The sequence below is a fragment of the Mycobacterium sp. AZCC_0083 genome (genome assembly GCF_014202335.1).
GTDB lineage: Bacteria > Actinomycetota > Actinomycetes > Mycobacteriales > Mycobacteriaceae > Mycobacterium.
The window spans coordinates 390,997-417,169 of sequence record NZ_JACHGP010000006.1; the positions used below are offsets into that span (position 1 = coordinate 390,997).

Below are 26,173 nucleotides of genomic sequence, written 5' to 3' on the forward strand. Positions count from 1 at the left end.
CCGAAAGCAATGCCCGTTGCGAGTTCAGGAGTCGAACTGCGGCGCAATGTCTTTGATGATGGTCAGCAGCGATTGGCTCAACAACACGGTGACCTCTTCCCGGGTCAATGCGTGGCGCTCCAACCACTGCCAAGCGGCCGCACGCGCAAGTCCTCCGAAGGCCAAGAACATCGCGTGCAAACGTTTCCGTTGAGGGTGCGTCGTCAAGCCGAGTGCCTCGAGCATTCGGTCAGCGGCGATTTCATCCGCCTGTTCGATGATTTGCGCGATCTCGCGATCCCGAGTAGGTGCATCGAAGCTGATCGTAGAAATCCACATCGACTGGTGGCGTGAGGTTACCGACAGCCAGTAGTCAATGCTGGCGTGGATCCTTTCGTCGAGGGCATCTTCGGCGATCCCTCGGACGGCGGCCGCTGGGACGTCCGGGGGCACCATGGCAAAGCGCCGCACCACCTCGAGGTAGAGATCGCGTTTGGTGCCGAAGTAGTAGTGGATCAGCGGCCGGCCGACGCCGGCTTCCTCAGCGATGGCGTAGGTCGACACTTCGGAATAGGAGCGCCCCTCGAAATGCCGGGCCGCCACGGCCAAGATTTGTTCGCGACGCTCGGTCGGGCCCATGCGCTGCCGCACTGGGGCGCCGCCGCTAATGGCGCACTCCTCGATCACGGGCCGTCGAAGCCGGATGACCTGCCAATCTCTTTCCTGTCCGTGCGCGGGTCGGTACCCGCGGGGTCACTGTAACCACAGACTCTCCGTCTCTGCCGCGCCGCCGAAGTCGACGAGGGCGTGCCGTACAGGGCCGGCCGCTCAGAAGAGGCGTCCAGGCTCAGTGATGACTGCAGTGTAAATGATGTCAAATATTGCGCAAACTGTTGACCCCGGTAGAGTGAGGTAAATAGTGTGCGGATTAGATCCTAATTGGTCGCCGCATCGGCCAGTTTGGTTATGGTGAACCCGGATAGTGGTTGCGGCCAAGCCGGGATCTCGCATCACCTCAGGTGTCGCGCATTCCTGCCCATCGGGTTTGGAGTGCCTCAACAACGAAGAAAGGGCCGACCGTGAAGATCGCCGCTGCGAACACGAAGAGCACCTCGAACGGGTCGGGGCCGACTCACACTCAGTCCGCGGACGAGCAGGTGAATTGGGCGCTGGGGCCTGGCTCGGTCACCTGGAAGGTGATGAGGGATCCGACGGTATTCATCGTGGGCCTGCTCCGCGAGGCAATGCTGTTGACGTTGCACCCCGCCTTCGCGGCCGCTGCGGTCGATCACGATAGCTTCGGTGATGACCCCATCGGACGTTTCAAGCACGTCGCCTGGTACACGTACGCCGCCACCTACGGCACGCCAAGCGACGCCGAATACGTCAGCTCGATCGTGCGACGCCGCCACACCACCATCGTCGGCATGGAGCCGCTTACTCAGTTGCCATACCGGGCCGACTCCGAATACGAACTGGCGCTGACCCAAGCGATGCTCTCGGCGTCTTTCCTGGCGACATATGAACTGTTGTACGGCGAACTGACGAGCGCTCAACGCGATCAATATTTTCGGGAGCAGATGGTGCCCGCGGCACTGTTGGGCACCAACCCCGAACACCTGCCGGTCACCTACGGCGAGATGATCGATCAGCTCGCCCATGCTCGCAACCGATTCGCCACCGGTCTGCAGGCCCGAGAGATCCTGTCTCCGTTCGCAACCGGCGAATACCCCCCGGGCACCGTGATCGGTGATCTTCACCCACTGATCCGGCGTCCTGCGATGTTCGTCCTGAGATCCTTCGCCGACATGGCGATGCTCACGATGTCGTGGGAGGAGCGTGAGCTGGTCTCGGTCAACAGGCGGCCGAAGTTGGGATCAGCACGCATGGTCAAGGCTTCGCTGCGTCTGCTGTCCAAGGGTTTCGGCAGCCACAGGGGTAAGGCGTTGTTCGATGACTTCCTCGGTGAGCACATCGCCGGGATCTACCGCCGGGGCGTTGCGGCCGACGAGGCGCCGGGCGGTCGGACCCGTGCGGCGCAGTTCGTCGTTCCCGACGCTGCACCCAGCCTGGTGAGGCTGGCTGACCTGTCCCGCAACTGGCCCGGCTCCCCTGAAAAGTACGCACTTGGCGCGGACGGGCGCGAGGACTCGACGACGGTTGTTGCACCGACCGTATTGCGCCGCACCACTGCGTCGTCTTGACCGTAGAGACGTAGGAGTCCACAAGCCCGACCCTCCGGCGGGGCGCTAGTCTGGCACCGCCCTGCGGTTCGGAAGAGTGGACTCCTACGTACTCGACGTCGCGTCGCTGCCGCGCCAGGTCATGGTGGTGGAGACCATCAACTGGCTGTTGGGGTCGCCGCCGCGGATGCAGTAGACCGCCGACTCCCGGTTGACGGCGCAGCGCGATCCGCGGTAGTCGAGGTATGTCTCTCCGATCAGAATCGTCTGGCGTGTACCGGAATTGAACCGAGGTTCGTCGGTGTGGTACAGGCGAGGAAAGGGGTCACCGACGAACCATGCGACTTCGTTCTCTCCGGGAGGCGCTCCGGGCAGGTCTCCTGAGCATCCATAGCTGCCGTCATCCTCGATCGCGCAGTACACGCCCTCGGGGGTGGTGAACCAGATGCCGTCTCTGTCGGTGACGATGTAGTTGAAGATGTTGCTGACCGGCTGGTACTTTGCGATGTCCGGATATGGCCCCGTGGAGGGAATCCCCGCGGCAGGCGCCGCGACGCTCACCCCGATGAAGGTGCAGGCAAGGACCCCAGCGAACAGACGCCCCGGCGCCTCGACGAATCGACGCATGACTACCCGTTGAGCCAGGTGTGCGTCGGCGTGATGAACATGCGGAACGGCCCACGCTCGCAATACGTGCTGCCGTCGAAAGTCGTTGCGCACGTGGTGCCCTCAAAGGTGATGTAGTTCAAGGGCGGTATCGTCATCGAGCCCTGCGACAGAGGGAACCGGATGGCCATCGTCCAGTCGTAGTGGACGCGTGCGTCCCCGGTGATCCACCCGATCTGGTGCACGCCAGCCGGAGCGCCGGGGATATCGCCGGTGCAACCGAAGCTTCCGCGCCACCAGATGCCGCAATTCAAACCCTGGGCGGTCACGAACCACACGCCAGAGTTTTCCAAAAAGTAAGGTGCAGAATCGATCTCGGTGAAGTATCGCAGCTCTGGGTAAGGGTCGGAGGGCGCGTCGGCCGCGGCGGGGTCAGCGTGGGCCGCCATGACGGGCCCCGTCATGGCGGTCGCGGCAACTGCGATCAATGCGAGTACTCCACGGACACCGAGTCGGGCTGCCACCGGCTTGACCCGCCTTGGGCACGCCGAATCCGCAACGCCGCCGAAAAGGTGACGTGCGACTCGTATCGTCACCGTGACGAAACGCAAAGGCCGATCGACGGCGGCGTGGGTGGGCACCGCATCTGTGACGTCGACCACGTCATCACCCTAGGAGGCCGCTTTCGATTAGTCAATTATCCGCATTGACATGGTTGTCATACCGCGCGAATCATGCGTCATCGGCGCGCATGCTCGGGTATTGCGTACTTTAGGGGCGCGGACGGCGGCAATGTACGTCCGTACTGCAGTCGTCGACTTACGGGGCAGCCAGGACCACGGAGGTCAGATTGAACCCTCCGCCGTCTCGTGCGGCGCTCACTCCGTACTGGGTGTATGCGCAGTCCGAAATCAACTCTCGGCCTTGCAGAACAAGCCCGTGATTGGCGTCCGTTTCGTCGGAGCCGTAACCCGACAGGAGTAGGGCTTTGCCTCCGGTGTAGCCAATGGTCTTCAGCGCAGGCATCGGGTCGGTGAACGGAACGGCAGCGCTGCGATGGCTGATGTAGTCGCTGGTCGCCTGCATGGCCATCTCAGCGGCACGTTGGACGAGGGCGTCGGGTTTCAGCGGTGGACATGACGACGTACTGCGGATCGTGTCGACGGCACTGGTCAGGCTCGACAGTGGGTCCGCGGTCGCCGCTGGTGCCGTCACCACCGCCGCTGCCAGGCCCAGAAGCGAGACCGCGGCGAAATGAGCGGTTCGGCTACGTTGCATCGTTCCTCGCTGTCCAAGCCTAGGTGTGGAGCAAAGATATACCACCAGCCGACGCTAGCGAAAGAATGCGTGCTCCAGCGCCGACTGAGCTGCGGTAGTGCCAGTGTCGACCGCGAAAACTAGCGGATCCCGCAAAACTCGGCGGACCCGATGAGCGTGGTCCAGACTTGAAGCCGACCAAACAAAGACCGTCAATTTAGTACGGTATGGCCTACGCGGATTGAAGTCTATGACATCAGGAGGTGAAGGATGCGCCGACACGTAGGCATATTCCTATCGATTATCGCAGTACTGTCCTCGGCGACGATGGTCTTTATCGGACCCGCTGTCGCCGATCCCAGCGCCGCTGAGATCGCCCCTCCGTTGCCTGTGTTCGTCCCGATGCCCAGCAACTTCACGCCTCAGTTCCCCCACCCGTTCGACCAAACGAGGGGCAGCGTTACCGCGGCAGACATCAATGCCGAACGCGAAATGTGCCAGTGGTACAACGCGCAGTACGACACGCTGATGACCCAGATCGAGAGGTTCAACGCGAACCTGATCAAGGACAACGGCGACTACGCGGTGAGCGACAATCAGCAAACCGCGGATGCCGTCGTAGCCAACATCGACCAAACAGAAGCGTTCCTGGCTCCTCGCGCCCAGGCTCTAACTCAAAGCCAGGACTTCGCGGGCGACCAGTACTTTCCCCTGTACCAGGGCCGTAGCTTCTACATACTCTGGCAGCTCCTGTCGGAAGTGAGTGCCGGTATCCACGGCCACCAGCCCGCCTGGTTCGTCGGCCCGGCGTACCAACGTGCGATGCGGTGGGGCAGCGAAATCAATCGTTCTCACGTGTGCCGCTAGTCGTCATGCCCCGCCAGCGCCGTCGACCGTTCTCCGCGTGCCTGCGCGAATCAGGAAATCGCGTTGCAGGGTGGCCCTTCGCCCCGGTGCGCGGCTCGCCCATCGAGGGAGCCACGCGGCAAATCGGCCCTTCGCCGTGTGAGCATTGACACAAGGTCAGTAAGGTGTGTACACAGTCATAGTCGCGACTCATAATCCGTAAGAAAGCGAGGGGCTGATCGTGCAAACTCACGGCATTGGGCATCCAACACCGGAAGGTTGCGCACCGCACCAATGATCAGCGCCTTGCAAGTAGTTTCCGACACGCGGACACCCCCCGCGACGCCGGCGCCGGCGTCGCAGCCACCCGCGCAGACCTCCGGCGAATCGGCGAGGTCGTCAGCGAACAAGTCGTGGCGCGCCGTATCGCGCGTCGTGTCACACATCTTGATGATCCCCGTTCTGAGTGCGGCAACGACCGGCCGGGGAGTCGCGATGGCAGTGTCCGTGGTGCGGTACTCGGTGATCGACACGATTTCGATGCGGCTTCCGTTCGGCGAACTCGTCGTCGAGGCCTGGACCTTGCTCAAGGTCACCGCAACTCCGGCGCTACTCATGGCCATCCCGTTCGGCGCGATGGTGACCGTGCAGACCTCGGGCTTGGTGAACCAGGTCGGAGCAAGTTCATTGGTGGGAGCGGCCAGCGGAGTCGGCGTGATCAGACAGGGTGCGCCGATCACGGCAGGCCTGCTCATGGGTGGCGCCGCCGCGGCAGCAATAGCCTCAGACCTCGGCGCCCGCGCGATCCGCGAAGAGCTAGATGCTTTACGCGTCCTGGGCATCGATCCCGTCCGCCGTCTTGTCGTGCCCCGTTTCTTGGCGCTGATCATCATCGCGCCGATCCTGTGCGCGATCATCATCGCCGCTGCGGTGGGCGCCTCATACACGCTGGCTGTGACGGTCAGCGGCGTAAGCAGTGGCAGCTTCTGGATGTCATTTGGCTCCTTCGCGAAAATGGTGGACGTCTGGTTCACCATGGGAAAGGCGGTTCTCTTCGCCGCGATGGTCGCCATCATTTCGTGCCTTCGCGGCATGGAGGCCAAGGGCGGACCGCGCGGCGTCGCGGACGCAGTGAACTCGTCGGTCGTGCTCAACGTCGTATGCATCGCACTCGCGAACCTGGCCGTCACCCAGCTTCAGACCATGTTCTTTCCGATGGAGATCTCGTAGTGACCCCGATGGCGAGCGGTCCGTCCGCGCATTCGGTGCCCTTTGCCTCCCGACTGGTCTCTGCACGCATATCCCAAGGCGCGTTTCGCACGATCGGCCAGTTCGTCGTGTTCACCGTTCAGACCTTGTGGCTACTGCCCATTACCGTGCGGCGCTACCGTCGCCAAACCTTCCAAGCCATGAACAGTCTGGCCTGGGGCCGCGGATCGATCATCGTCGACGGGGGTGTGATCAGTGTCCTGCTCATCCTGGGCATCGCCATCGGTGCATCGGTGGCCGTCGAGGCCTTTGCGACGCTGAATCTGATCGGTTTCGGGGCGCTGTCCGGGATCGTCGGTGGCCTCGCGAACGTCCGTGAGATGGCGCCTCTTGTCGCTGGTATCGCCTTCGCGGCGCAGGCCGGCTGCCGCATGACCGCTGAAATCGGTGCCATGAGAATCTCCGAGGAGATCGACGCCACGGAGGCACTGGGCCTACGGGCGATCCCGTTCGTCGTCGGCACCCGCCTGGTCGGCGCGATGATCTGCGTCATCCCCGGGTTCCTGATGACGTTGGTGGTCAGTTTCTTCGTGTCCAACACCGTGATTCGCGTCTTTCACGACCAGCCAGGCGGCACCTACGATCACTACTTCGTCCAGTTCTTGCCGCTGACCGACATCGCGTATTCCCTGATCAAGGCGACGATCTTCTGCGCGGCAGTAACACTGATCCACTGCTTCTACGGCTACTTCACCACCGGCGGCCCCGTGGGTGTCGGCCTGGCATCCGGGCGCGCGGTCCGGGCGAGCCTGGTCGCCATCATGGTTCTCGACTTCACGCTCACCGTGGTGTTGTGGGGCCTTCAGCCTGTTTTCGTGTTCAAAGGATAGGTGGCAGTTGCTGTTCCACAAGGCATCGGAGGAACGCGAGGCGCGGATCCTGACCGCGGTCGGGATGGGCCTGGCGATATGCGTGGTGTTGGCCGTCACGGCGTTCGCCGTGGTCGATCCGTTCGGCGGGCGTCCCAGTGATCAGTTCGGTGTGGTGATCGAATCGCCCTACGTTGGCGAAGGTGTCGCCGCGGGAACATCCCTTCTCGTGCACGGCGTGAAGGTCGGCGAAGTCACGCAGGTGGCGAGCCTTCCTGGCGGCGGGGTCCGTCTGGCCGCCAACCTGCGCCACGGGCCAACCACGGGCCTCACCGATGCCATGACCATCGACTTCAGGCCTGCCAACTACTTCGGCGTCACCGGGATCAACCTGGTGCCCGGCGCTGGGGGTCGGGCCCTCGCCAATGGAAGCGTCATCAAGACCACGCCTTCGGGCAATTTCACGTTGCAGGCGTTGCTTTCCCGGCTGGGGGAGATATCCCACGGGGTGTTGACGCCCCGCCTCGTCGACGTCATTCAGCGCGCCACGCAGTACACCGACGGTCTGGATCCGCTGCTCGAGACGATGCTCGTCGTATCCACCTCGCTCGCGAACGTCCAAAAGGTCAGCACTGCACAACTTTTGACGAACGCTACCGGGATCAGCGTGGCATTCCCCGGGTTCGTCAACGCAACGACTGACCTTGGCGACAACTTCGTGCACGCCAGCCTGGACAACGTCACGGACGACTTCTTCCAGAACACCTACAAACCCACCATCGCCATCACGTCCACGGGCTTGTTCGGCGCGGTCGGAACGTTGGTGAGCAAGCACAGCACCGACCTCGCTCCGCTGACCAACATGATCAAGGTCCTGACCGATGTCGCCCCAGGACTGGTGCCCTCCGACGACATCGCCGACACGGCATTCGAACTGCGGACTCGGTTGCAGCGGCTCTTCGCCGGGTCGCCAGACCAACGCGCTGTCAATGTGCGGGTGATGCTGGACGTCCTGCCTGGCGTAGCGGCCCCCATCGAAGCCGTGGCAGGCCCGCAATGAAACGAATGACACCCCTTGCAGCCCTGTGGCGGTTGGCCATCGCGGTGATTGCGGCGGTCTTGCTGATGGTCCTGGTGTCGAATGTGATTACCAATCCCGTGGCTGACAAACTGGGCATCTACACAGCGGATTTCACTGACATCTCAGGCCTGCACACCGGCGCCGACGTCCGGGTTCGCGGCGTTCGGGTCGGGAAGGTCGACTCGGTTGAGCTTCTCCGACGTTCCGGGCAGAGCATCGCCGAGGTCGCCTTCACCCTGGACTCCCGCTACGGCATTGGCGAGAACACCCGGCTAGCAGTGAAGTACCAGGCACTGACAGGCCTGCGGTACCTAGACGTGGCAAATCCCTCCGACGGAGCCCCGGCGGGCTCGGCGCTGAAACACGTACCTACCTCGATGACCCAACCGTCCTTCGACATCACCGCGCTGTTCAACGGTTTGCAACCGGTGCTGGCGACGCTAAGCCCCGACGACTTGAACACCTTCACCGCCAACGTCGACACGTTTCTCTCCGGCGACGGCAGCGGGCTCGGACCGGTACTGGAGAGCATCCACACGCTCACGCAATTCCTCGCCGATCGCCAGCAGATCGTCTCCACGCTCATCGCGAATCTCAAGGCGGTCGCCGAAACGATGTCCGGTCATGCTCGCGATTTCACGCAGATCATCGACTGGGCCAATCGGCCCATCGACGGGGCGCTGTCGGTGCTTGACGAATTCCGCAAGTCCGATATCTATGGTCCTGCTTTCACCACCTCCGTGGTCGACCTTCTCAACAACGCTGGGTTCAAGCCCGGCATCAACATCGACGACGCGATCGACAAAGCACTTATCAACCTGGACAACACCATTGAGGCGGTCAAGTTGGTGCCGGTGATGTGGGAGAACATCCCTCCGCCGTCACAGCAGGGACATCCCCTGGAGTGCTCGGCCGGGCGCGCCGAGCTTCCCTTTCCAGTCGAGGTGCTGCTCAACGGCCAGAAGGTGACACTGTGCAACCAATGAGGGTCATCCGGGACCCGCGACTATGGGGGGCGAGTGCGTTTGCCCTGCTTGCGATTCTCGGCCTGGTCGCGGCGATGCTTTACGTCAGCCCGCCCGGAGACAAGATCGTCACTTTCTACACCGACGACGCGTCATCGATCACGCCTGGCATCACCGTCCGGATTGCAGGCATCACCGTCGGCACCGTCAAGGATTTGTCGATCGAACCCGAGCAGGTGCGGGTCCGCGCAACGGTCAAGGGCGACGCCTTCGTCGGCGACCAATCCAACGTTCAGGTTCGCATGCTCACCGTCGTCGGTGGTTACTACGTGAACGTCGACTCGCTCGGCGACTCGCCGCTCGGCGAGCGGTCGATCCCGCGAGAACGAGTCACCTTGCCCTACAGTCTGATTCGGACGCTGACCGACAGCACGAAGATCACCGAGGGCGTCCAGACCGCTCCGATCAGTCAGTCCCTGGACCAGGTCCAGCAGGGGCTGACTGGCGCGAACATCGACTCGGTTTCTTCGATCGTCGATGCAGGCAACAGGCTCACCGCCACGCTCGACCAGCAACGCGGACAAATGTCGGCGATTCTGAACCTCAGCGACGAGTACATCGCGCAACTCGCCAACTACCGCGGCGAACTTCAACAGCTGATCCAGAAGATCTCCATCCTCGAGCAGACGCTGGTGTTGTACGGAAAGGGCTTCGCTGGGGCCCTTGTCGGGATGGGCAACATCGTCCAGGGGATTGGTCCGCTCGGCGTGTTCTACGCCAAGCACCGGGACAAATTCCTCGAGCGGTTCATCCACGGGCAGCAGGTCGTCAGGGCTTGGGCCGACCGAAGCGGGCTTGTCGTCAGGATTCTCCGTCGAACCCGCGACAGAATGGAGCGCACATTGGGAACACAGAACGCGCCCCCCGAACTGCTGGCCACTGACGTGTGCATCCCGTTGCCCGAAAGTCCTTGCTGATGAGGATGATACGACGCGTGCGCACCGCCGCTGGGTTGCTCGCGGCGTGCGCAGTGATGATCGCCAGCACGTCGTGCGGCGGCTCAAGCGGGTCCCACGCGACCGGGTACTGCGCGATCCTTCCCGACTCCATCGGTCTGTACGTCGGCAACCCCATCACTCAGATGGGATATCCGATCGGCACGGTGAACTCGATTACGCCCGGCGACACCAGCGTGCGGGTCGAATTCTCGGTGACCGACACTCGCCCGCTCCCACATGACGCGAAGGCGGTCATCCGCTCGACGTCCATACTCGCCGACCGAGCCTTGGAGCTGGTCGGCAACTACGAATCCGGACCCAAACTGGCACCAGGGGAATGCGTCCCGTTGAGCCGGTCGGTCACGCCCAAGAGCCTGTCCCAAGTGATCGGGTCGGCCAATGCGTTCGTCAGCGGCATCACCCCGGAGAGGTCGACGAACATCCAGGCCGCTCTGGCCCAGGTCGACCAGGCCGCCCACGGAAATGGCGGCGGCATCAACCAGATCCTGACGACGTCCTCGCGACTGCTGGACAACCCGGACCAGCCGATCAGCGACATCGGCTCCATCGTGGGCAACCTCTCCACGCTGACCTCGACGCTGGTCGACATGCGCGACCCCCTCAAAGAGATCCTCAACGATTCGGTGACGACTACCCCATACGTCCATGACGCCATCGTCGGATCGCAAAACTTGGCCGAGCCGCTTCCGCCCATCATCACCATGGTCTCCGACCTCGAGATCCACGCCGGTGACGAACTGCAATTGACCCTGGACACCGTGTCGGACGCCGTGCGCATCTTCACCCCGCACGCCCGCGGCCTGGCAAGCCTCCTCGGAGGAATCCCGTTCTTGATAAATACCGCCGACAACCACTTCAACAACAAGCAGTTCGACCTCTTCTACCGCCCGCCGCTCTACAGAATCAGAACACCGGACGGTGTGGCGACCTGCAACCTCATGAACTTCTCGATGCCCGGTAGTTGCGCCAACGTCGCCGGACAGCCCTACGCCGTTGACGTCAATCTGCTGCAGTACGTCTTCACGGAGGCGAACAAATGATGCGTCGACCATCGGTAATGCTTTCGCTGCTGTGCGCGGTCGTCTTGTCGTCCTGCGCGTCGCTGAACGCAAACTCCCTGCCCGAGCCGGGAAACAGTTACAGCGACGGGTACGACATCGTCATCGAGTTCGCCAACGTACTCAACCTGCCCGATCGCGCGAAAGTCGTGATGGATGGCACCACGATCGGAGTCGTCGAACGCGTCGCGGTCGGCAAATCCGACGTGGACGTGACCGCTCGCATCGATCAGTCGATCCAGGTGCCGTCGGACATCCGTGCAGTGCTCCAGCAAGCCACGGTTCTCGGCGACATATACGTCGCGCTCGACCGACCCACCACAGCCGCCGCCGGCGGTGGCGGCCCTCTGCCCGCGGGGGGCCGCATTCCGGTGGCCCAGACCACCTCGCCCCCCCAACTGGAGGACACCCTCGCGAATCTGGCGAACTTCGTGGCCAGCGGGTCGATCCAACGCATCCAGAGCTCGATCATCAACATCAATCAGGTGACACCCGCGCGTGCAGGCCAGGTGCGCGAGATCGCCTCCCAGGTATCGCGCGACCTGTCCGACCTGTCCGGGAACATCGCCACTGTCGATCAATGGCTCAACGGTGTGTCGGGGACGGCCGATGTGTTGGCTCGTCGCATCCCGCAGCTGCAGTACTGGTTCTCACCGGCAGGGATGCTGGCGTTCAACCGCGTCACCGAGGCCTCGGTCGCGATCAGCACGCTGCTGCCGTCCATCGGCAGCATCTACACCGGCGGGTTCTGGCTGGTGCCCCTACTGGAATCGTTGGGCATTGCGGTGGGTGCGGTGCAGAAATCAAAGGTCGCGGTGGAAAGCGAGTATCCGGCGTGGAGACAGCTTTTCACCGACATGTTCCTCCCCGCAGACAAGTATCCAGCGATGAACATCACCTCGGTCGTGGCTCCAGACGGACGTGACATCACCGGAAACGTCCAAGAGGTCTTGCGCATCCTAGGAGCGACACCGTGAAGATCAGCCACGCCGTGTCATTCATTGCCTTCGGCTTGATCGTGGCCTACGCCGTGTACTACATCGCGGAGCTCGGAGTCCGAGTCGGACCACCGGATGACCGCGTGAACGTGGCGATGCAGGTCCCGGACATCAACGGCCTGGTGGTCGACTCCAACGTCCTGCTCCGAGGCGTGCCGGTCGGCAAGGTGACCGGAATCGACACCACGATCCAAAGCGCCACCGTCCACTTTTACATCGACAAGCAGTACCCGATCCCCGTCGACAGCGACGTCCGGCTGGAGAACCTGTCGGCACTGGGTGAGTCCTACATCGGGTTGGTGCCCCGCACATCCGACGGTCCGACGTTCCACGACGGACAACAGGTGGCGACGGAGAACGTGACACAGCCGTCGTCGATATCCGAACTCGCCACCAGCGTCGTGCGCGTGCTGAACCAGATGGACCCCGGTCAGCTCAACCGGATGGTGGACGAAGTCGACCAAGGGTTGCCTCCGTCAAATGAGGTGCTGCCCAACTTGTCTCGCGCCAGCACGCTGCTCCGTGACACCGCGAACAGCATGCAGGGACGTGGCTCCGCCATGATGACCAACTTCCAGACCCTGTTGCAGAACGCAGGTTTCGTCGGCCCGATCCTCTCCGAGATCAGTCCGGGTCTGCTCGCCACGGGAACGCCGTTGTACAGACTGTTTTGGGCCGCGTACCACGTCGTGACCGACACGGGCGCGCCGGAGTCGATCAAGAACTTCGGGCGGTTGCTGGCAAGGGTTCAGAACTTCCTGGACACCCGAGGGCCCGATCTCAAGGTGTACGCAGAGGCCTTCATGCCCCAAATCCAAAACATCAGTGGGGCGCTGATGAACTTCGACACCGGCCAGCTCCTGTCCAACATGCTCGATTCGGTACCGGAGGACGGCACGATCACACTCCACGTCACGACGCCCGGGCCGCCACCCGGCCCCTAGCTTCCAGAACTACGAAAGGACGATGATCTACGTGAGAGGTTTGCAAATCACTGAGAGTAGGTCCGCAGTGCCGGATTCGGACGACGACGTCGTACTTGGAGGTGGGGGTCCCTCGGAGCTCGACGGTCTGCCGGTGTCCACGCCGGTCAGCGGTGAGAGCGACGAGCCTCCGGCCACCCGCACGACGTCGTCGCGGCAGGTGTCGTTGAGCATCCGGACGCTGATCTCATCGGCCGTGATCCTGGCTCTTGTCGCCGGAGTCGCCGTGATGACCTGGTTGTACCTTGGTGAGCGCGACAAGGTCGAGGCGCAGCACAGCCAGGTCGCCAACTATCAGCACGCTGAGCAAATCGCCCTCGACTACGCAGTGAGCGCGGCGACGATGAACTTCCGGGATCTCAACACCTGGAAGACCAAACTGGTCAACGGCACGACCCCCGCCCTGAACGACAAGCTGACCAAGGCGGCCGGCTCGATGCAACAGATTCTCGTTCCGCTGGAATGGAATTCGACCGCGCAACCGTTGGTGGCCAAGGTCCGATCGGACACGAACGGCGTCTACGTCATCGACACGTTCGTGAGCGTGCTGACGAAGACCACGCAGGCGCCGGACAATCTGCAATCCACCGCTACCTACAGCATCACCATCGACAGCAACAACGGCTGGCAGATCAGCGATGTCGGTGGCATCGGTGCGGTCGCTGGGGCGAAGTAATGCCTCACTTCGGGACGTCGACATGATGCGCCGCTGCGCTGCGGTGCTGTCGCTGATCGTCGGTGCCGCGGCCGCCATGCTGGCACCCACTGCGCATGCCAGCGACGTCGTCACTTACGAGGTCGTCTCCGACACCATTCCGCAGGCGAACGTGGAGTACGTCGATGCGTCCGGACGGCAGCTTCTGGAGGCGGTCGCCCTGCCCTGGCGAATCGATGTAACGCTCGACGACGCCCGTGGGCCGACCGGGCCCGGCGCTCAGCTGCGCGCCGACTGGCGCCCGCTCAAGTCGAAGTGGCGGGACGTGACGGTCCGGATCTACGACGGCCCGGACCTGTTGTGCGAGAGCACTCTCGACGTCGGTGACGCCACTTGCTACGGGAACACGCCACACATGTACGACGGTAAGCGGTACACATAATCCGGTGCCGGCGGGCGATGCCGGCAGAACGGACGCGGCCTGCGTGGATTGGCGTGGGCACGCTCGATTGCTCCATGACGAGGCGCTTGTCTACGCCGAACGTCTGAAGGATGTATGGATCTTGCGGATCATGAACTTCTGCTGACCGCCCGGTATTGTCGAAATGCGATGGAATAGTGAATTGTGCGTATAATATTATCGAGACTAGTACGCAAAATCGACTAGCATTTTGCCCGGCTACTTCGTCCCGCGAACAAGGGGGAGCACACCCATGGGTAACTACGTATTGGCGGCGGGTCCGCAGTACCCCGTCCCGCCAGCCGACCTGTCGGCATCACAACCGATGAGCGTCGCCTTTCTGATCATCTGCTCGGTCTTCATGGCGGCCGCCGTCGGCTATGTCGCCTGGCGGGCGGTCCACGGCGATGTCCTCGGTGTGTACTTCCTGGCCGCGGGTTTGCTCATGGGCACGTTGGAGCCGGGTCTCGACTACCTCGGTCTGCTGTGGTTTGCCCAAGACAACGCTGCGATCGCCATTAACATGTTTGGCCGCCACATCCCGCTTTATGTGGTGATGGGGTATTCGTTCTTCTTCGGCTTGCAGGCCTACTTCATGTACCTGGCGATCACCGTCGGCAAGGGCGCGCGGTTCTTCGTCTATGCCTACGCGGTGTCGTGGGTGTTCGACCTCGCCTTGCAGGCGACAGGCAGCGCATTCGGGCTGTACAAGTACTACGGGAATCAGCCCTACATGATCTTGGGCGCCCCAGCATGGTGGTTCTCCATCGACGCGGTCATGCCGATCCTCACCGCGCTGATCGCCTTCGCGCTCAGGCACCGCCTGCATGGATGGGGTCGGCTAATCCTGATTCCGTTGGTCCCGGCACTCTATGCAGCACTCAACGGGGCCGCCGGCGTCCCCGTGTTCGCGGCATTGAACAGCAACTTCGACGCCACGCGCAACGGAAATGCCTCAGATCCGCTGGTCTGGCTTGGTGGCACCGGAACAATTGCGCTGTGCCTGTTCTTCTTGTGGCTGGTGATCGGCGAGATCGGGCGCGCTCAACGCCATGCCGGCATCGAAGTAGACACTTCGGCAACACTTCTCGACGTTTTGAAATCGAAAGCTGGTGTAGGACTCAGTGAACCGGGTGCAGTGAAAAAGATGGTTTCGTCGTGAGCATTGCTTACCAACAGACCTCGGCCGTGCCGCCCGGCGATGACGAACTCGGTGCACTTGCCGAGCTGGCGCGAAACTTCTTCACCCGCGAGGTCATCCCGAAGATCGAAAAGTTCACCGCGCAAGGTCATCCCGATAAAGACCTCTACCGACGGGCGGGCGAGCTTGGGTTGTTGTGTATGTCGGTGCCCGAGCAGTACGGAGGCGGCGGAGGTACATTCGCGCACGAGGCGGTTCTGTTCCGCGAACAGGCGTTGGCCGGGGATTCGTCGCTGCACCTGGGTGTGCATTCGGGGATCGTTCCGCACTACATCCTGGCGTACGGCTCGGAGACGCAAAAATCGCGGTACCTTCCGCGCTTCGCATCCGGTGAATGGGTCGCCGCGATCGCGATGACCGAGCCTGGCACCGGAAGCGATCTGCAGGCGATCACCACCCGCGCCGTCCGAGATGGCGACGGCTACCGGATCACGGGGGCAAAGACGTTCATCTCCAACGGCCTCAACTGTGACGTCGTCATCGTGGCCGCAAAGACAGATCCCGAGGCCCGCGGAGCGGGAGTGTCGTTATTCATCGTCGACGTCGCCGAGGAGCCGAAGGGCTTTCGCCGTGGGCAGCCGATCCACAAACTCGGGCAGAAGGGCCAAGACACCACCGAGCTGTTCTTTGAGGACGTGGCCGTACCGGCTTCAGCTCTGCTGGGCGCCGAGAATTCCGGGTTCTCCCAGCTGAAAACTCAACTTGCCCAAGAGCGTTTGATACTGGGTGTATCGGCGGTGGCCGCCATGGAGCGCGCCGTCGCGCTCACCGTGGAGTACACCAAGTCGCGGCAGGCATTTGGTGCTCCGCTATTTGCGTTGCAGAACACCCGCTTTGAGCTCGCCGAATGTGCGACGCTTGCGCGGGTCTCTGGGGTGTTCCTCGATGACTGCGTCCATCGCCATCTGCGGGGCGAACTCGATGGTGCGACTGCGGCGATGGCGAAATACTGGCTGTCCGATCAACAGTGCGCCGTGATCGACCGGTGTTTGCAACTCTTTGGCGGCTACGGCTACACGCTGGAATACCCGATTGCGCAGATGTATGCCGACGCGCGGATTCAACGCATCTACGCGGGCGCCAATGAAGTGATGAAGGAGCTCATCTCGCGCTCACTTTAAGTCAGCGCGCTACAGTGCCAAGATTCAGTCAGCGGTGTCGAGACGCTTCATGTACGGGCTGAACCGTATGACGTCGACCATGAATAGGGTGTCGGTCGCCGACACGCCCTCGATTGTTTGCAGGCGAGTCGACACCGTTTCGATGAGCTGCTGGGGGTTTGCCGCGGTCAACGTCACGTGCAGGTCTGAACTGCCGACGCACACGGCGAGGAAGACGATCTCGGCCATCGAGTTGAGTTCCTTTTGGATGGCACCCAGCTGAGCGCGGTCGACGCGCAGGGATACACAGGCGATGACGCCGGCGATCCCGAGCGCGACGGGCTCCACCATCGCCGCGACGCGTACCAGGCCAGCCTGAGAGAGCCGGTTCACCCGAGCGCGCACCGTGCCCTCCGAAACGTCGTGTGTCCGTGCGATCTTGCGGCTTGATTGACGGCCGTCGTCGATCAACGCTTGCAGGATGGCGATGTCGAGGTCGTCGAGGTCGATGCGCGGTGCGGGTAGCCGGATCGGTGGGGCACCACGTGCCAGGAACAATCGTCGACCGTTAGGACTCACCGAGGTGTCGGTCGCCAGGTCCACGCTCATTTCGGCAATGCCGGCGATGGAAGGCAGGTCGTCGTTGGTCAGTTGGCGCAGCTCCGCCCGGTCCTTGATGAGGAAGTAGGCGATGACGTCGTGGGATCCGAGCGCGACCGAGACCGCCTCGCACTGTTCCAATCCGCTGACGTCGACCGCGACGTCGCGGGGCGATCGGGCCCGGGTCTTGATGCGGACGACGACGAACCACTCGAATCCGGCGACTTCCCAATCGATGAGTGCCGTGAAGATGATCGCGCCGCTGGCTGCCAGCTTGCGCAGCCGGATGCTGACCGCCGATTCACTGATCCCGGTGTGCAGTGCCAGCTCGCGGTTGGTCATTTTGCCGTCGAGCAACAGATTCTCGACCAGTGTGCGGTCGAGGTCGTCGAGCGTCGTCGTCGGAGCGGCGCCGTCGCCGCCGAAGAGCTGGGCGCCAGCCGACGCCCCCTGGACCGTCGGCGGCAGCAGCCTCGCCCGGTCCGGCCTGGACGTGTCGCTCATCGTGTCCCTGCCCGAAGTTGCCTGACGTCCATCGCACAATTCTAGCGATGAGCGGTGGCGTTCGGGTCCGGACGGGATTTCGACCAGCCCGGCGAACCACGCCGCGCCGATGCCTCGCCATCGATTCGTCGACCTGTTCGATGCAACGTGGGAGCGACCAGTATCGAGCGGACGAGCCCACATGACTGCAGTTTGGTACGGACAGTCGTATCCGCAAATGCCATGCGATGTCCGATCCGAGGCATGTTTTGCGTCGCATATAGGGGGTTAATTGTGCGGATCTTTGACAGACTCACTGTGAAGTGCATAAAGTGACTGTCGTCACCGACGATGCAGGAGGACCCGCTCATGGTTACCGCGATCCCCGATGACATCCGCTTGTTCGGCCCACTGAAGCCGATGCGCTTCGAGGCCCACATCGAAGACTGCGTGGTCTCCGACGGCGAGATTCCCCGCGAGCTCAACGGCGGGTTCTATCGCATCGGTCCGACCTGGAAACGCCCAACCAAGCAGGGGTTCAATGGGTTTGCCGCCACCGACGGCATGGTGCAGGGCTTGGTATTCCGCGACGGCAAGGCCGACTTCACCAACAAATGGGTCAAGACGCCCAAGTACCTCCTGGAGCAGAAGCACGGCGTTGGTCTCTTCGAATGGACCGATGGCCAGTTCAGCGATTGGCGAGGCTACGGGTTGGGCCGCTCGATCCCCAATGAGTTCACCGACGGCGTGCCGAGTGGCAGCCCGATCGTGAACGTCTTTCCGTTCGCGGGGGAGATCCTCGGCAGTGGCGAGCAGGGACTGCCGCCGGTCGCCGTCGACCCCATCACGCTGGAGACTCGAGGCTTCGTCACCTGGTCGGACAAGCTTTCTCCGGGGATGACACCGCCGGCCTGTTTCGGCGACAACGCGTTCACTGCCCATCCGAAGTGGGACAACGACACCGGAGTTCTGTACGGCTGGACCTATCGCGATACCGAGCCGTATGTGACGCTGCACTGGGTACATCCGGACGGACACGTGGAGACCCGCGACATCGACGATGCGCCATACGCCCAGAACGCGCACGACATGTGGCTGACCGAGAGCTACGTCGTACTGCCGTTCCAGCCGTTCATCGTCGGCGAGGATCGAATCACCAAGGGGCTCTCGGTGTTTGGTTGGGAACCCTCCCTCCCGACAAAGCTGGCATTGATCTCGCGCAAGGACATCAACGCGCCGATCAAGTGGATCACCGCTGACTTCAACGAGGAATACATCATGCATACGATGTCGGCCAATCACATTGGGGACACGTTGGTCCTCGATGGGCCGATCTTCGATCGCCCCCCGTTTCCCTTCGAGGACCAGGTCGAATTCGGTGTGGACTTCGTACCGTTCGGCTCCGGCGTCACGGGCCGATGGACCGTGGACTTGAACACCGGTGTCATGGCCAGTGAACGACTCGACGACCGCTCGGTCGAATTCCCCAAGGTCGACGAACGGTTTTACGGCAAGAACTACGAATGGGCCTTCCTCACCGCGGGCGACAGCCTGTGGTCACTGGACACCCTGGTCCGCCGCAACGTACGCACCGGCAGTGAAGAGAGCTACACGATCGACAATGAGGAACAGTCCGCCGTGCTGTTCGAACCGACCTTCGCGCCCCGGGCAACGGATTCGCCGGAAGCGGACGGCTTCCTGATCGTGCCGATCTCGCACTTCATGGAGAACACCTCCGAGTACCAGATCTTCGATACCCGCGACTTCGCAAGTGGACCAGTGGCCCGAATCGATCTACCGTTTCAGATCGGCTGGACGCCTCACGGTCACTACATGAACTTCGCGAAGTGACGACGCCTGCCCCGCCGATAGAGAGACCGATCCTTGGCTATCTTCACGTCCTCTGACCAGCTCTACGACGTCTTCGTCGGCTTCATGGAAGACATGGCTGCCGACCCCGTGCTTGGCCCGAAATTCGTGAAGTCCAAGACGATCTTCCGCATCAATTACGCCGACCCCGAGGCATCGATCCTCATCGACTGCACGCACGACCCGATCCACGTCACGCGGGGACCCTCGGACGTCAAACCCGATGTGGAGCTGACGATGTCGGCAGACAACGGCCACCTCTTCTGGATCGGCAAGCTGAAGATCACCACGGCGATCACGAAGCGAAAAGTGAAAGTCAACGGGCAAGTGACGAAGATGATGAACCTACTTCCGGCGCTTGATCCGGCCTTCGCGCGGTACCGGACGTACCTCGCCGAGAAGGGCTATTCAAACCTCGTCGGCCCGTGAGGCAACGGCTCCACACCATCGCGGATGCGGCCAACACCGGATCCCGTCACCAGATCTTGGAGGTTCATCCCGGTGAGCACTAGCACTTTCCGGCTCAGCGACCGCGGGGCCACGCCACGTACCACGTCGGTCGCGATCGTCGGGAGCGGATTCGGTGGTTTGGCCGCCGCCATCGAACTGAAACGTTCGGGCTTCGAGGACTTCGTCATCTTCGAGCGCGCAAGTTCCGTCGGCGGCGTGTGGCGCGAGAACACTTATCCCGGCGCGGCCTGCGACGTCCCGTCACCGATCTACTCGTTTTCCTATGCGCTGAAACCGGATTGGTCCGGCCTGTTCGGCAAGCAGGGCGAAATCCACCGGTACTTGGAAGAAGTCGCACACGACTTCGGCATCACCGAACACATCCGGTTCGACACCGAAGTGTCCTCTGCGGTGTTCGACGAGAACACCGGCCAATGGGTGGTCACCACCGCGGCGGGGGAGCCGCTGCGGGTGGACGCGCTCGTCATGGCCACTGGTCAGCTGAGCCGACCCAAGATGCCCACGGTCGAAGGCCTCGAGATCTTTGGCGGGGATGCATTCCACTCGGCGCAATGGCGCCACGACGTCGACCTGACGGACAAGAAGGTCGTCGTCGTCGGTAGCGGCGCCAGCGCGATTCAGATCGTGCCTGCCATTGCCGAGACGACCGCCGACCTGACCGTGGTGCAGCGTTCACCCAACTGGGTGATGTGGAAGAGCCGTCGCAAGCCCGGAGCCCTGCAGACCGCGCTGATGCGGCGTTTCGGCCTGCTCCGCACCATCCACCACATCGTGCTCTTCCTCGCCTACGAGAGTCGATACCCCCTTGTCACCCGCGCGGCCAATCCGGTTCGGAAGCTGTCGCAATGGCTGCTGATCCACATCATCAAACGCCACATGAGCGACCCCGACGAGATTGCGGCGGCCATTCCCGACTATCGGCTGCTGTGCAACCGGCTGCTGCTGTCGAACGACTGGTACCCGACGCTGGGCCGCGACGACGTGCACTTGGTCGGATCGGCGGTGCAGAGGGTCACATCGACCGGTGTGGTGACCGCCGACGGCCGCAGCATCGACGCTGATGTGTTGATCTGGTGCACCGGGTTCAAGGCCAGCGAATTCCTCAGTCCCATCAGCATCATCGGCCGCGACGGAATCGACCTGCACGCCCAGTGGCGGCACGGCGCCGAGGCGTACCTCGGTATCAGCGCCATCAACTTCCCCAACATGTTCATGCTGTTCGGCCCCAATACGAACAGCATCACCAACACCATCGTGTTCCTCCTGGAACGCCAAGCCAGCTACATCCGGCAGGCCCTGGACTACAAGGAGGAACACCACGCGGCGTGGATCGACGTCAGCCGTGAAACCCACGACCTCTTCCAAGATTGGCTTCAGAAGAAGCTCGACGCCACGGTCTTCACCGACAACTGCCCAGGCTGGTACACGAACGCCGAAGGAAAGGTCACGGCGATGTGGCCGGCCTCGCACCTGGCCTATGCCCGCGCTACCGCACGCTTCCATCCCGAGCGGTACGTGGTCGCCGTAAGCGCTTCGCGGGGAGCGGCCGCGGTATCCGCACCGATCTCCGCGACAAGCACTGCGGCGCAAACGCCTTCGGGTCCGGCGACACGACCGTTCCGGTCGGCCCGCAGTATCTGTGAACTGTTCGATGCGACGACCAAGGCGTACGCCGATCAACCGGCTCTGCATTCCACCGACGGCGAACTCACCCTGACCTACCGGCAATACCGTGACGCCGTGGTGGACATCGCCGGAGCACTGCACCTGCGCGGCGTCCGGCATGGGGACGTGGTGGCATTGATGTTCGACAACCGCCCGGAGTTTCACCTCGTCGATGCCGCGGTCATGCACCTCGGGGCCACCAGTTGTTCGGTCTACAACACCTCACCGGTCGCCGACATCGCATACGTGCTAACCAATTCCGGTGCGACGCTTGCGATATGCGAAGAGATTTATGCTACGAAGCTCGCCGCTGCGGCCCCCGCGACGTGTGAAATCATCTGCACCGCAGCAGATGTCGATGGCACCGTCGCGCTGAACGATCTCCCGCGTCCCGCGCCCGCCGAATTCGACTTCGAGGTGACCTGGCGTACGGTCGGCCCCGACGACGTCCTCACGCTGATTTACACGTCGGGTACCACCGGCACTCCGAAGGGTGTCGAACTGACCCACGCCGCGATGCTCGCCGAGCTGGAATTGACCAGCGAAGTGCTCGACTTCCGCGCCGGTGATCGGGTGCCGTCGGCCATGCCGATGGCGCATGCGGCCCAACGCTGGGGCACGCACTACGCCGGCGTCGCGTTCGGCCTCGACGTGACCTGCGTCGACGACGTCGCCGCGCTGCTGCCCGCCCTGGTGCGGGTCAGGCCGCAGATCTGGGGAACGGTGCCGCGGATCCTGGAGAAGATCACCGCTGGACTGCAGACGAAGTTCGCCGCTGAGACTGATCTCAAGAAGCGAGCCGCGGTGAGTTGGGCGCTTGAGATTGGCCAGGCGGTAGTGGCAGCCCGCAAGGCCGACGGCGACGCAGAACTGTCACCCGAGCTGGCCACCGCCTACGCCGATGCCGACCGACGGATACTGGCCCCGATCCGGCAGTCACTCGGGCTGGATCAGCTGCGATGGCTGATGGTCGGAGCGGCGCCGACACCGCCGCACGTCATGGACTTCATCGCGGCGCTGGGCTTGAACGTGGTCGAAGTCTGGGGGATGTCGGAGTTGGGTGCGGTCGCCACCATTAATACGGCCGGGGTGTCGAAGGCCGCGACGGTGGGGAAACCGTTACGCGACATCGAAGTTCGCATTGCGGCCGACGGCGAGGTGTTCGTGCGTGGACCGATCGTGATGCGCGGCTACCGCGGCGATCCGGTGCAGACCGCCGAGGCCGTCGACTCCGACGGTTGGCTGGCCACCGGTGACGTCGGGACCGTCGACGCCGACGGTTACCTGTCGATCACCGACCGCAAGAAGGAACTGATCGTCAACGCGGCGGGCAAGAACATCTCGCCCCTGCGGATCGAAGCGGCGCTCAAAGCGGCGTCTCCGCTGATCGGTGCGGCGGTGGCCATCGGTGACGGGCGCCCGTTCATCACGGCGCTGATCGTGTTGGATCCCGAAGCGGCCCCGGCGTATGCGGCCGGTGTCGGCGTCACCGCCACCGCGCTCGACGAGCTGGCCGGCGACGACCGGATCCGGCAGATCATCGAGGACGCGGTGGCTACTGCTAATGCGCAGGTGTCCCGGGTCGAGCAGGTCAAGCGGCACGTCCTCGTCGGCGATGTCTGGATACCCGGTGGTGCCGAACTCACCCCGACGCTGAAATTGAGGCGGAAGAAGATTGCCGAACGCTACGAGGCGGACATCGACGCCTTGTACTCCGAAGCGCGGGTGACCTCGTGACCGTCGACGACCGCCTCGGCGACGCCGAAACCATGGTCTCTCGAGACGTGGAGACCGGGATCGAACTCGGCGCCTTCCCGATGATGGGTCAGGCCGACGTCGACGCGACCGTCGCACGGGCGGGCGGCGCCGCCCAGGTGTGGTCGAGTGCGGGGTTCGCCGTCCGCCGTCGCGCGCTGACCGGATGGGCACGCGAAATCGTTTCGCGCTCTGATGAATTCGTTGCACAAATCGGGTGCGAGAACGGTAAGCCCGCCGACGACGCTTACATGGAGCTGATCATTACCGTCGAACACATCGTGTGGGTGGCCCGCAACGCAGAGCGTGTACTGCGCTCGCGCAAGGTGCGTTCCGGTCTTCTGATGGCCAATTACTCGGCGACGGTGCACCACGAACCGTACGGCGTCATCGGCGTCATCAGTCCCTGGAACTATCCGTTGTTCGCCCCGGTGGCCGCGCTGGCCTCGGCGCTGGCGGCCGGAAACACCGTCGTCCTCAAGCCCAGTGAGTACGGCACCTCGGTCGCCGCGCTGCTCGTCGACTGCTTCACCACGGCGAACCCGTCGCTGCCCGACTCTGTTCTGGCTCTGGTCACCGGTGACGGGCGAACCGGGGCGGCGTTGGTGGACAGTGCCGTTGGCAAGATCGAGTTCACCGGCTCGCCGGCCACCGGCCGGCGCATCCTCGCGTCGTGCGCGGCGTCGCTGAAGCCGGTGGTGATGGAATGCGGTGGGAAGGACGCGCTGATCGTCGACGCCGATGCCGACGTGCAGGCCGCGGCTCGAGCCGCGGCCTGGGGCGGCTTCAGCAACGGTGGTCAAACCTGCGTCGGAGTGGAACGGATCTATGTCGTCGAATCGGTCGCGGCACCGTTCATCGAGGCGCTCACCGCCGCCCTGCACGACGTCAAGGCCGGCCCGCGGCCCGGCGGCGACTACGGACCGATGACCGTTCCCGCTCAGGTCGATACCGTGCGCCGCCATCTACTGGACGGCATCGAATCGGCAGCCGCACTGCCCCTTGGCGGTTTGGAACGGATCCGCGGCCGCTACATCGACCCGATCATCCTGGTTGACTGCGCCGAGAGCAGTGCCGCGGTGCAGGAAGAGACGTTCGGTCCCATCGTGACGGTCCGCACGGTGCCCGACGTGAACGAAGCGATCCGGCTGGCCAACGCCAGCCCGTTCGGACTCGGGGCAGCCGTCTTCTCCAAACGCCACGGTGAGCGCATCGCTGCGCAACTGCGCTGCGGCATGGTGTCGATCAACTCGGTCATCGCGTTCGTGAGCATCCCAGCGCTGCCGTTCGGCGGCGTCGGCAGCAGCGGATACGGCCGGATCCACGGCGACGAGGGGCTCCGGGAATTCTCGGTCCCGAAGGCGGTTGCCACGAAGCGCTACGACGTACCCGGGATGAACGCGATGAGGCTGGACCGTCCCGCGGTGACGATGCGGGCGCTGCGTCTCATGACTGCGCTGCGATTCTCCAAGAGAAGCCGTGGAAACCCATGACCTCGCGAGGATTCACCCATCACGCGCGCACTCTCGCCGACCCGGCGACCGTGACCGACCTGCTCGACGACGTCGATTCGTGGTCGACGTGGAGTCGTCCGCTGCTGAGTCAAACGGTGTGGGAGCGGTGGGGGAGTCCGGCACCAGGGGGCGCCGGCGCGGTTCGCCGCCTCGGACTGTGGCCGATCTTCATCCGCGAGCAGATCACCTCGTACCAACGCGGCGATCACCAGGAATACACCGTGCTCAGCCCGCACTTGTTCCGCGACTACGTCGGCCGCGTCACGGTGTTCTCCCCAGGCGGCACCGGCACATTGATCACCTGGCAGGTCGAATTCACCACTCGCTTCGCGGCGTTTGGTGCGCCGACACATCGTGTTCTGTCGCGTGTCATCGAGCGATTGGCCGCTCGGTTGGCGCATGCCGCCGACAACGCGGCGTGGACCGACCAGGCGTCGTCATGAACGCGGTCTTGCACGAATCGTTGAAGGGGCGCATCGCTCTGGTCACCGGTGGGTCGCGTGGTGTCGGTGCGGGGGTGGCCCGCGGACTGGCGGACGCGGGCTGCGCGGTCGCCCTCAGCTACCACCGGGACACGGACGCCGCCGACGCCGTGGTCGATGCCATCCGGGGCAGCGGTGGCCGGGCCGTCGCCATTCAAGCCAGCGCCGCAGACCCAGAGTCCTGGAACGCCGCAGCCGACGTCGTCGACGCCCGGTTCGGTCCGGTCGATCTGCTGGTCAGTAACGCCGGATCGGCCAGCACCGGCAGGTCCGTGCTCGACACACCATTGACCGAGTTCGCGCGGTTGATGGACGTGCACGCCTTCGGTCCGTTGGCACTGATCCAGCGATTGCTCCCGGGCATGCGCACCGCCGACCGGGCGGACATCGTGATGATCTCCAGCGCCATCACCTCGGAGGCACCCGAACGGTCCGCCCCTTACGCGATGGCGAAGGCGGCGATGGAATGCGCCTGTCGCACCCTGGCCCGCGAGGAACGCCAGTACGGCGTTCACGTCAACATTCTCGCTCCGGGACTGGTGAATACCGACATGGGCGCTCGGCTGGTGAAGGCCAGCACCAACGGAGGCAGCCTCCAGGACACCGCCGCGACCGGCCCGTTCGGCCGGATCTGCGAGCCCGCGGATATCGCCGCCGCCGTGTGCTTCCTGGCCAGTGACCACGCCGGATACATCACCGGCCAGCGCCTCGTCCTCGACGGAGGCGGTGTATCGCCGGCAATCTTCTGATGGACAAACGTCGAGCCCTCCCCGAGGAGCACCTGGAGACAAGGTCTTCTCGAGATCGCCGTGCTGCGAGTCATTTTCGTGACGCCCCCTCGCTGGGTGACGCCGGGCGAGTCGCA

The 26,173-nt window shown here is 63.4% G+C and carries 25 protein-coding genes; 20 read left to right on the plus strand and 5 right to left on the minus strand.

The features are described 5' to 3' along the window. Window positions 1-24 precede the first annotated feature (24 nt). Window positions 25-618: a TetR/AcrR family transcriptional regulator gene (locus HNP02_RS17415; protein WP_184440600.1), complete on the minus strand. Its 594-nt coding sequence runs from the start codon at window positions 616-618 to the stop codon at window positions 25-27. 440 nt (window positions 619-1,058) lie between these two features. On the opposite strand from HNP02_RS17415, the gene HNP02_RS17420 reads away from it, so the two are divergent. Beyond that, a complete protein-coding gene (locus tag HNP02_RS17420; protein WP_184440602.1) occupies window positions 1,059-2,183 on the plus strand; it encodes an oxygenase MpaB family protein in 1,125 nt (374 codons plus the stop codon). An 84-nt stretch (window positions 2,184-2,267) separates the two neighbouring features. Here HNP02_RS17420 and HNP02_RS17425 read toward each other — a convergent pair whose 3' ends face one another. The 3 genes from HNP02_RS17425 to HNP02_RS17435 all read right to left on the minus strand — a co-directional run bounded on the left by HNP02_RS17425 (window position 2,268) and on the right by HNP02_RS17435 (window position 4,046). Next, on the minus strand, window positions 2,268-2,789 hold the full coding sequence (locus HNP02_RS17425) for a hypothetical protein (RefSeq protein ID WP_184440604.1): 522 nt from the start codon (window positions 2,787-2,789) through the stop codon (window positions 2,268-2,270). A 2-nt stretch (window positions 2,790-2,791) separates the two neighbouring features. Further along, on the minus strand, window positions 2,792-3,430 hold the full coding sequence (locus tag HNP02_RS17430; RefSeq protein WP_184440606.1) for a hypothetical protein: 639 nt from the start codon (window positions 3,428-3,430) through the stop codon (window positions 2,792-2,794). A gap of 157 nt (window positions 3,431-3,587) precedes the next feature. After that, window positions 3,588-4,046, minus strand: a complete 459-nt coding sequence (locus tag HNP02_RS17435) for a hypothetical protein (RefSeq protein ID WP_184440608.1) — start codon at window positions 4,044-4,046, stop codon at window positions 3,588-3,590. Window positions 4,047-4,295: 249 nt separating this feature from the next. Here HNP02_RS17435 and HNP02_RS17440 point away from each other — a divergent pair, with 249 nt between their 5' ends. The 13 genes from HNP02_RS17440 (at window position 4,296) to HNP02_RS17500 (ending at window position 16,490) form a co-directional block, all read left to right on the plus strand. After that, the gene (locus tag HNP02_RS17440) at window positions 4,296-4,892 is read left to right on the plus strand and encodes a hypothetical protein (RefSeq protein ID WP_184440610.1); all 597 of its coding nucleotides are present in this window, start codon (window positions 4,296-4,298) and stop codon (window positions 4,890-4,892) included. Between the two features lie 273 nt (window positions 4,893-5,165). Continuing rightward, window positions 5,166-6,101 (plus strand): ABC transporter permease, encoded by a 936-nt coding sequence (locus HNP02_RS17445; protein WP_375373681.1) that lies wholly within the window; start codon window positions 5,166-5,168, stop codon window positions 6,099-6,101. 8 nt (window positions 6,102-6,109) lie between these two features. After that, window positions 6,110-6,970 (plus strand): ABC transporter permease, encoded by an 861-nt coding sequence (locus HNP02_RS17450; protein ID WP_184440834.1) that lies wholly within the window; start codon window positions 6,110-6,112, stop codon window positions 6,968-6,970. 7 nt (window positions 6,971-6,977) lie between these two features. Continuing rightward, window positions 6,978-8,009 (plus strand): Mammalian cell entry related domain protein, encoded by a 1,032-nt coding sequence (locus HNP02_RS17455; RefSeq protein ID WP_184440614.1) that lies wholly within the window; start codon window positions 6,978-6,980, stop codon window positions 8,007-8,009. Between the two features lie 5 nt (window positions 8,010-8,014). Beyond that, window positions 8,015-9,016 carry an MlaD family protein gene (locus HNP02_RS17460; protein WP_184440616.1) on the plus strand — a complete coding sequence of 334 codons (1,002 nt, stop codon included), beginning with the start codon at window positions 8,015-8,017 and terminating at the stop codon, window positions 9,014-9,016. After that, entirely contained in the window at window positions 9,013-9,972 is a 960-nt protein-coding gene (locus HNP02_RS17465; RefSeq protein ID WP_184440618.1) for an MlaD family protein, read from the plus strand. The genes HNP02_RS17460 and HNP02_RS17465 overlap by 4 nt, the downstream gene beginning before the upstream one ends. Further along, window positions 9,972-11,054, plus strand: coding sequence for an MlaD family protein (locus HNP02_RS17470; protein ID WP_184440620.1), 1,083 nt, complete (start codon window positions 9,972-9,974; stop codon window positions 11,052-11,054). The genes HNP02_RS17465 and HNP02_RS17470 overlap by 1 nt, the downstream gene beginning before the upstream one ends. After that, a complete protein-coding gene (locus HNP02_RS17475) occupies window positions 11,051-12,049 on the plus strand; it encodes an MlaD family protein (protein ID WP_184440622.1) in 999 nt (332 codons plus the stop codon). Before HNP02_RS17470 ends, HNP02_RS17475 begins: the two co-directional genes overlap by 4 nt. Continuing rightward, complete coding sequence (locus HNP02_RS17480) at window positions 12,046-13,014, plus strand: MlaD family protein (protein WP_184440624.1); 969 nt, start codon at window positions 12,046-12,048, stop codon at window positions 13,012-13,014. Before HNP02_RS17475 ends, HNP02_RS17480 begins: the two co-directional genes overlap by 4 nt. A gap of 67 nt (window positions 13,015-13,081) precedes the next feature. Beyond that, a complete protein-coding gene (locus tag HNP02_RS17485) occupies window positions 13,082-13,729 on the plus strand; it encodes a hypothetical protein (protein ID WP_184440625.1) in 648 nt (215 codons plus the stop codon). A 22-nt stretch (window positions 13,730-13,751) separates the two neighbouring features. After that, a complete protein-coding gene (locus tag HNP02_RS17490) occupies window positions 13,752-14,150 on the plus strand; it encodes a hypothetical protein (protein ID WP_309241593.1) in 399 nt (132 codons plus the stop codon). A gap of 343 nt (window positions 14,151-14,493) precedes the next feature. Beyond that, window positions 14,494-15,330, plus strand: a complete 837-nt coding sequence (locus HNP02_RS17495) for a hypothetical protein (protein WP_184440627.1) — start codon at window positions 14,494-14,496, stop codon at window positions 15,328-15,330. Between the two features lie 2 nt (window positions 15,331-15,332). Beyond that, complete coding sequence (locus tag HNP02_RS17500; RefSeq protein ID WP_184440839.1) at window positions 15,333-16,490, plus strand: acyl-CoA dehydrogenase family protein; 1,158 nt, start codon at window positions 15,333-15,335, stop codon at window positions 16,488-16,490. A 24-nt stretch (window positions 16,491-16,514) separates the two neighbouring features. Here HNP02_RS17500 and HNP02_RS17505 read toward each other — a convergent pair whose 3' ends face one another. Then, window positions 16,515-17,573, minus strand: a complete 1,059-nt coding sequence (locus tag HNP02_RS17505; protein WP_184440629.1) for an Lrp/AsnC family transcriptional regulator — start codon at window positions 17,571-17,573, stop codon at window positions 16,515-16,517. 348 nt (window positions 17,574-17,921) lie between these two features. Here HNP02_RS17505 and HNP02_RS17510 point away from each other — a divergent pair, with 348 nt between their 5' ends. The 6 genes from HNP02_RS17510 (at window position 17,922) to HNP02_RS17535 (ending at window position 26,057) form a co-directional block, all read left to right on the plus strand. Continuing rightward, window positions 17,922-19,403: a carotenoid oxygenase family protein gene (locus HNP02_RS17510; RefSeq protein WP_184440631.1), complete on the plus strand. Its 1,482-nt coding sequence runs from the start codon at window positions 17,922-17,924 to the stop codon at window positions 19,401-19,403. Between the two features lie 33 nt (window positions 19,404-19,436). Next, window positions 19,437-19,850 carry an SCP2 sterol-binding domain-containing protein gene (locus HNP02_RS17515; protein ID WP_184440633.1) on the plus strand — a complete coding sequence of 138 codons (414 nt, stop codon included), beginning with the start codon at window positions 19,437-19,439 and terminating at the stop codon, window positions 19,848-19,850. Between the two features lie 72 nt (window positions 19,851-19,922). Next, window positions 19,923-23,294, plus strand: a complete 3,372-nt coding sequence (locus HNP02_RS17520) for an AMP-binding protein (RefSeq protein WP_184440635.1) — start codon at window positions 19,923-19,925, stop codon at window positions 23,292-23,294. Beyond that, window positions 23,291-24,805, plus strand: a complete 1,515-nt coding sequence (locus HNP02_RS17525) for an aldehyde dehydrogenase family protein (protein WP_184440637.1) — start codon at window positions 23,291-23,293, stop codon at window positions 24,803-24,805. Before HNP02_RS17520 ends, HNP02_RS17525 begins: the two co-directional genes overlap by 4 nt. Continuing rightward, entirely contained in the window at window positions 24,802-25,269 is a 468-nt protein-coding gene (locus tag HNP02_RS17530; RefSeq protein WP_184440639.1) for an SRPBCC family protein, read from the plus strand. The genes HNP02_RS17525 and HNP02_RS17530 overlap by 4 nt, the downstream gene beginning before the upstream one ends. Then, a complete protein-coding gene (locus tag HNP02_RS17535) occupies window positions 25,266-26,057 on the plus strand; it encodes an SDR family NAD(P)-dependent oxidoreductase (protein WP_184440641.1) in 792 nt (263 codons plus the stop codon). The genes HNP02_RS17530 and HNP02_RS17535 overlap by 4 nt, the downstream gene beginning before the upstream one ends. Window positions 26,058-26,173: the final 116 nt, after the last annotated feature.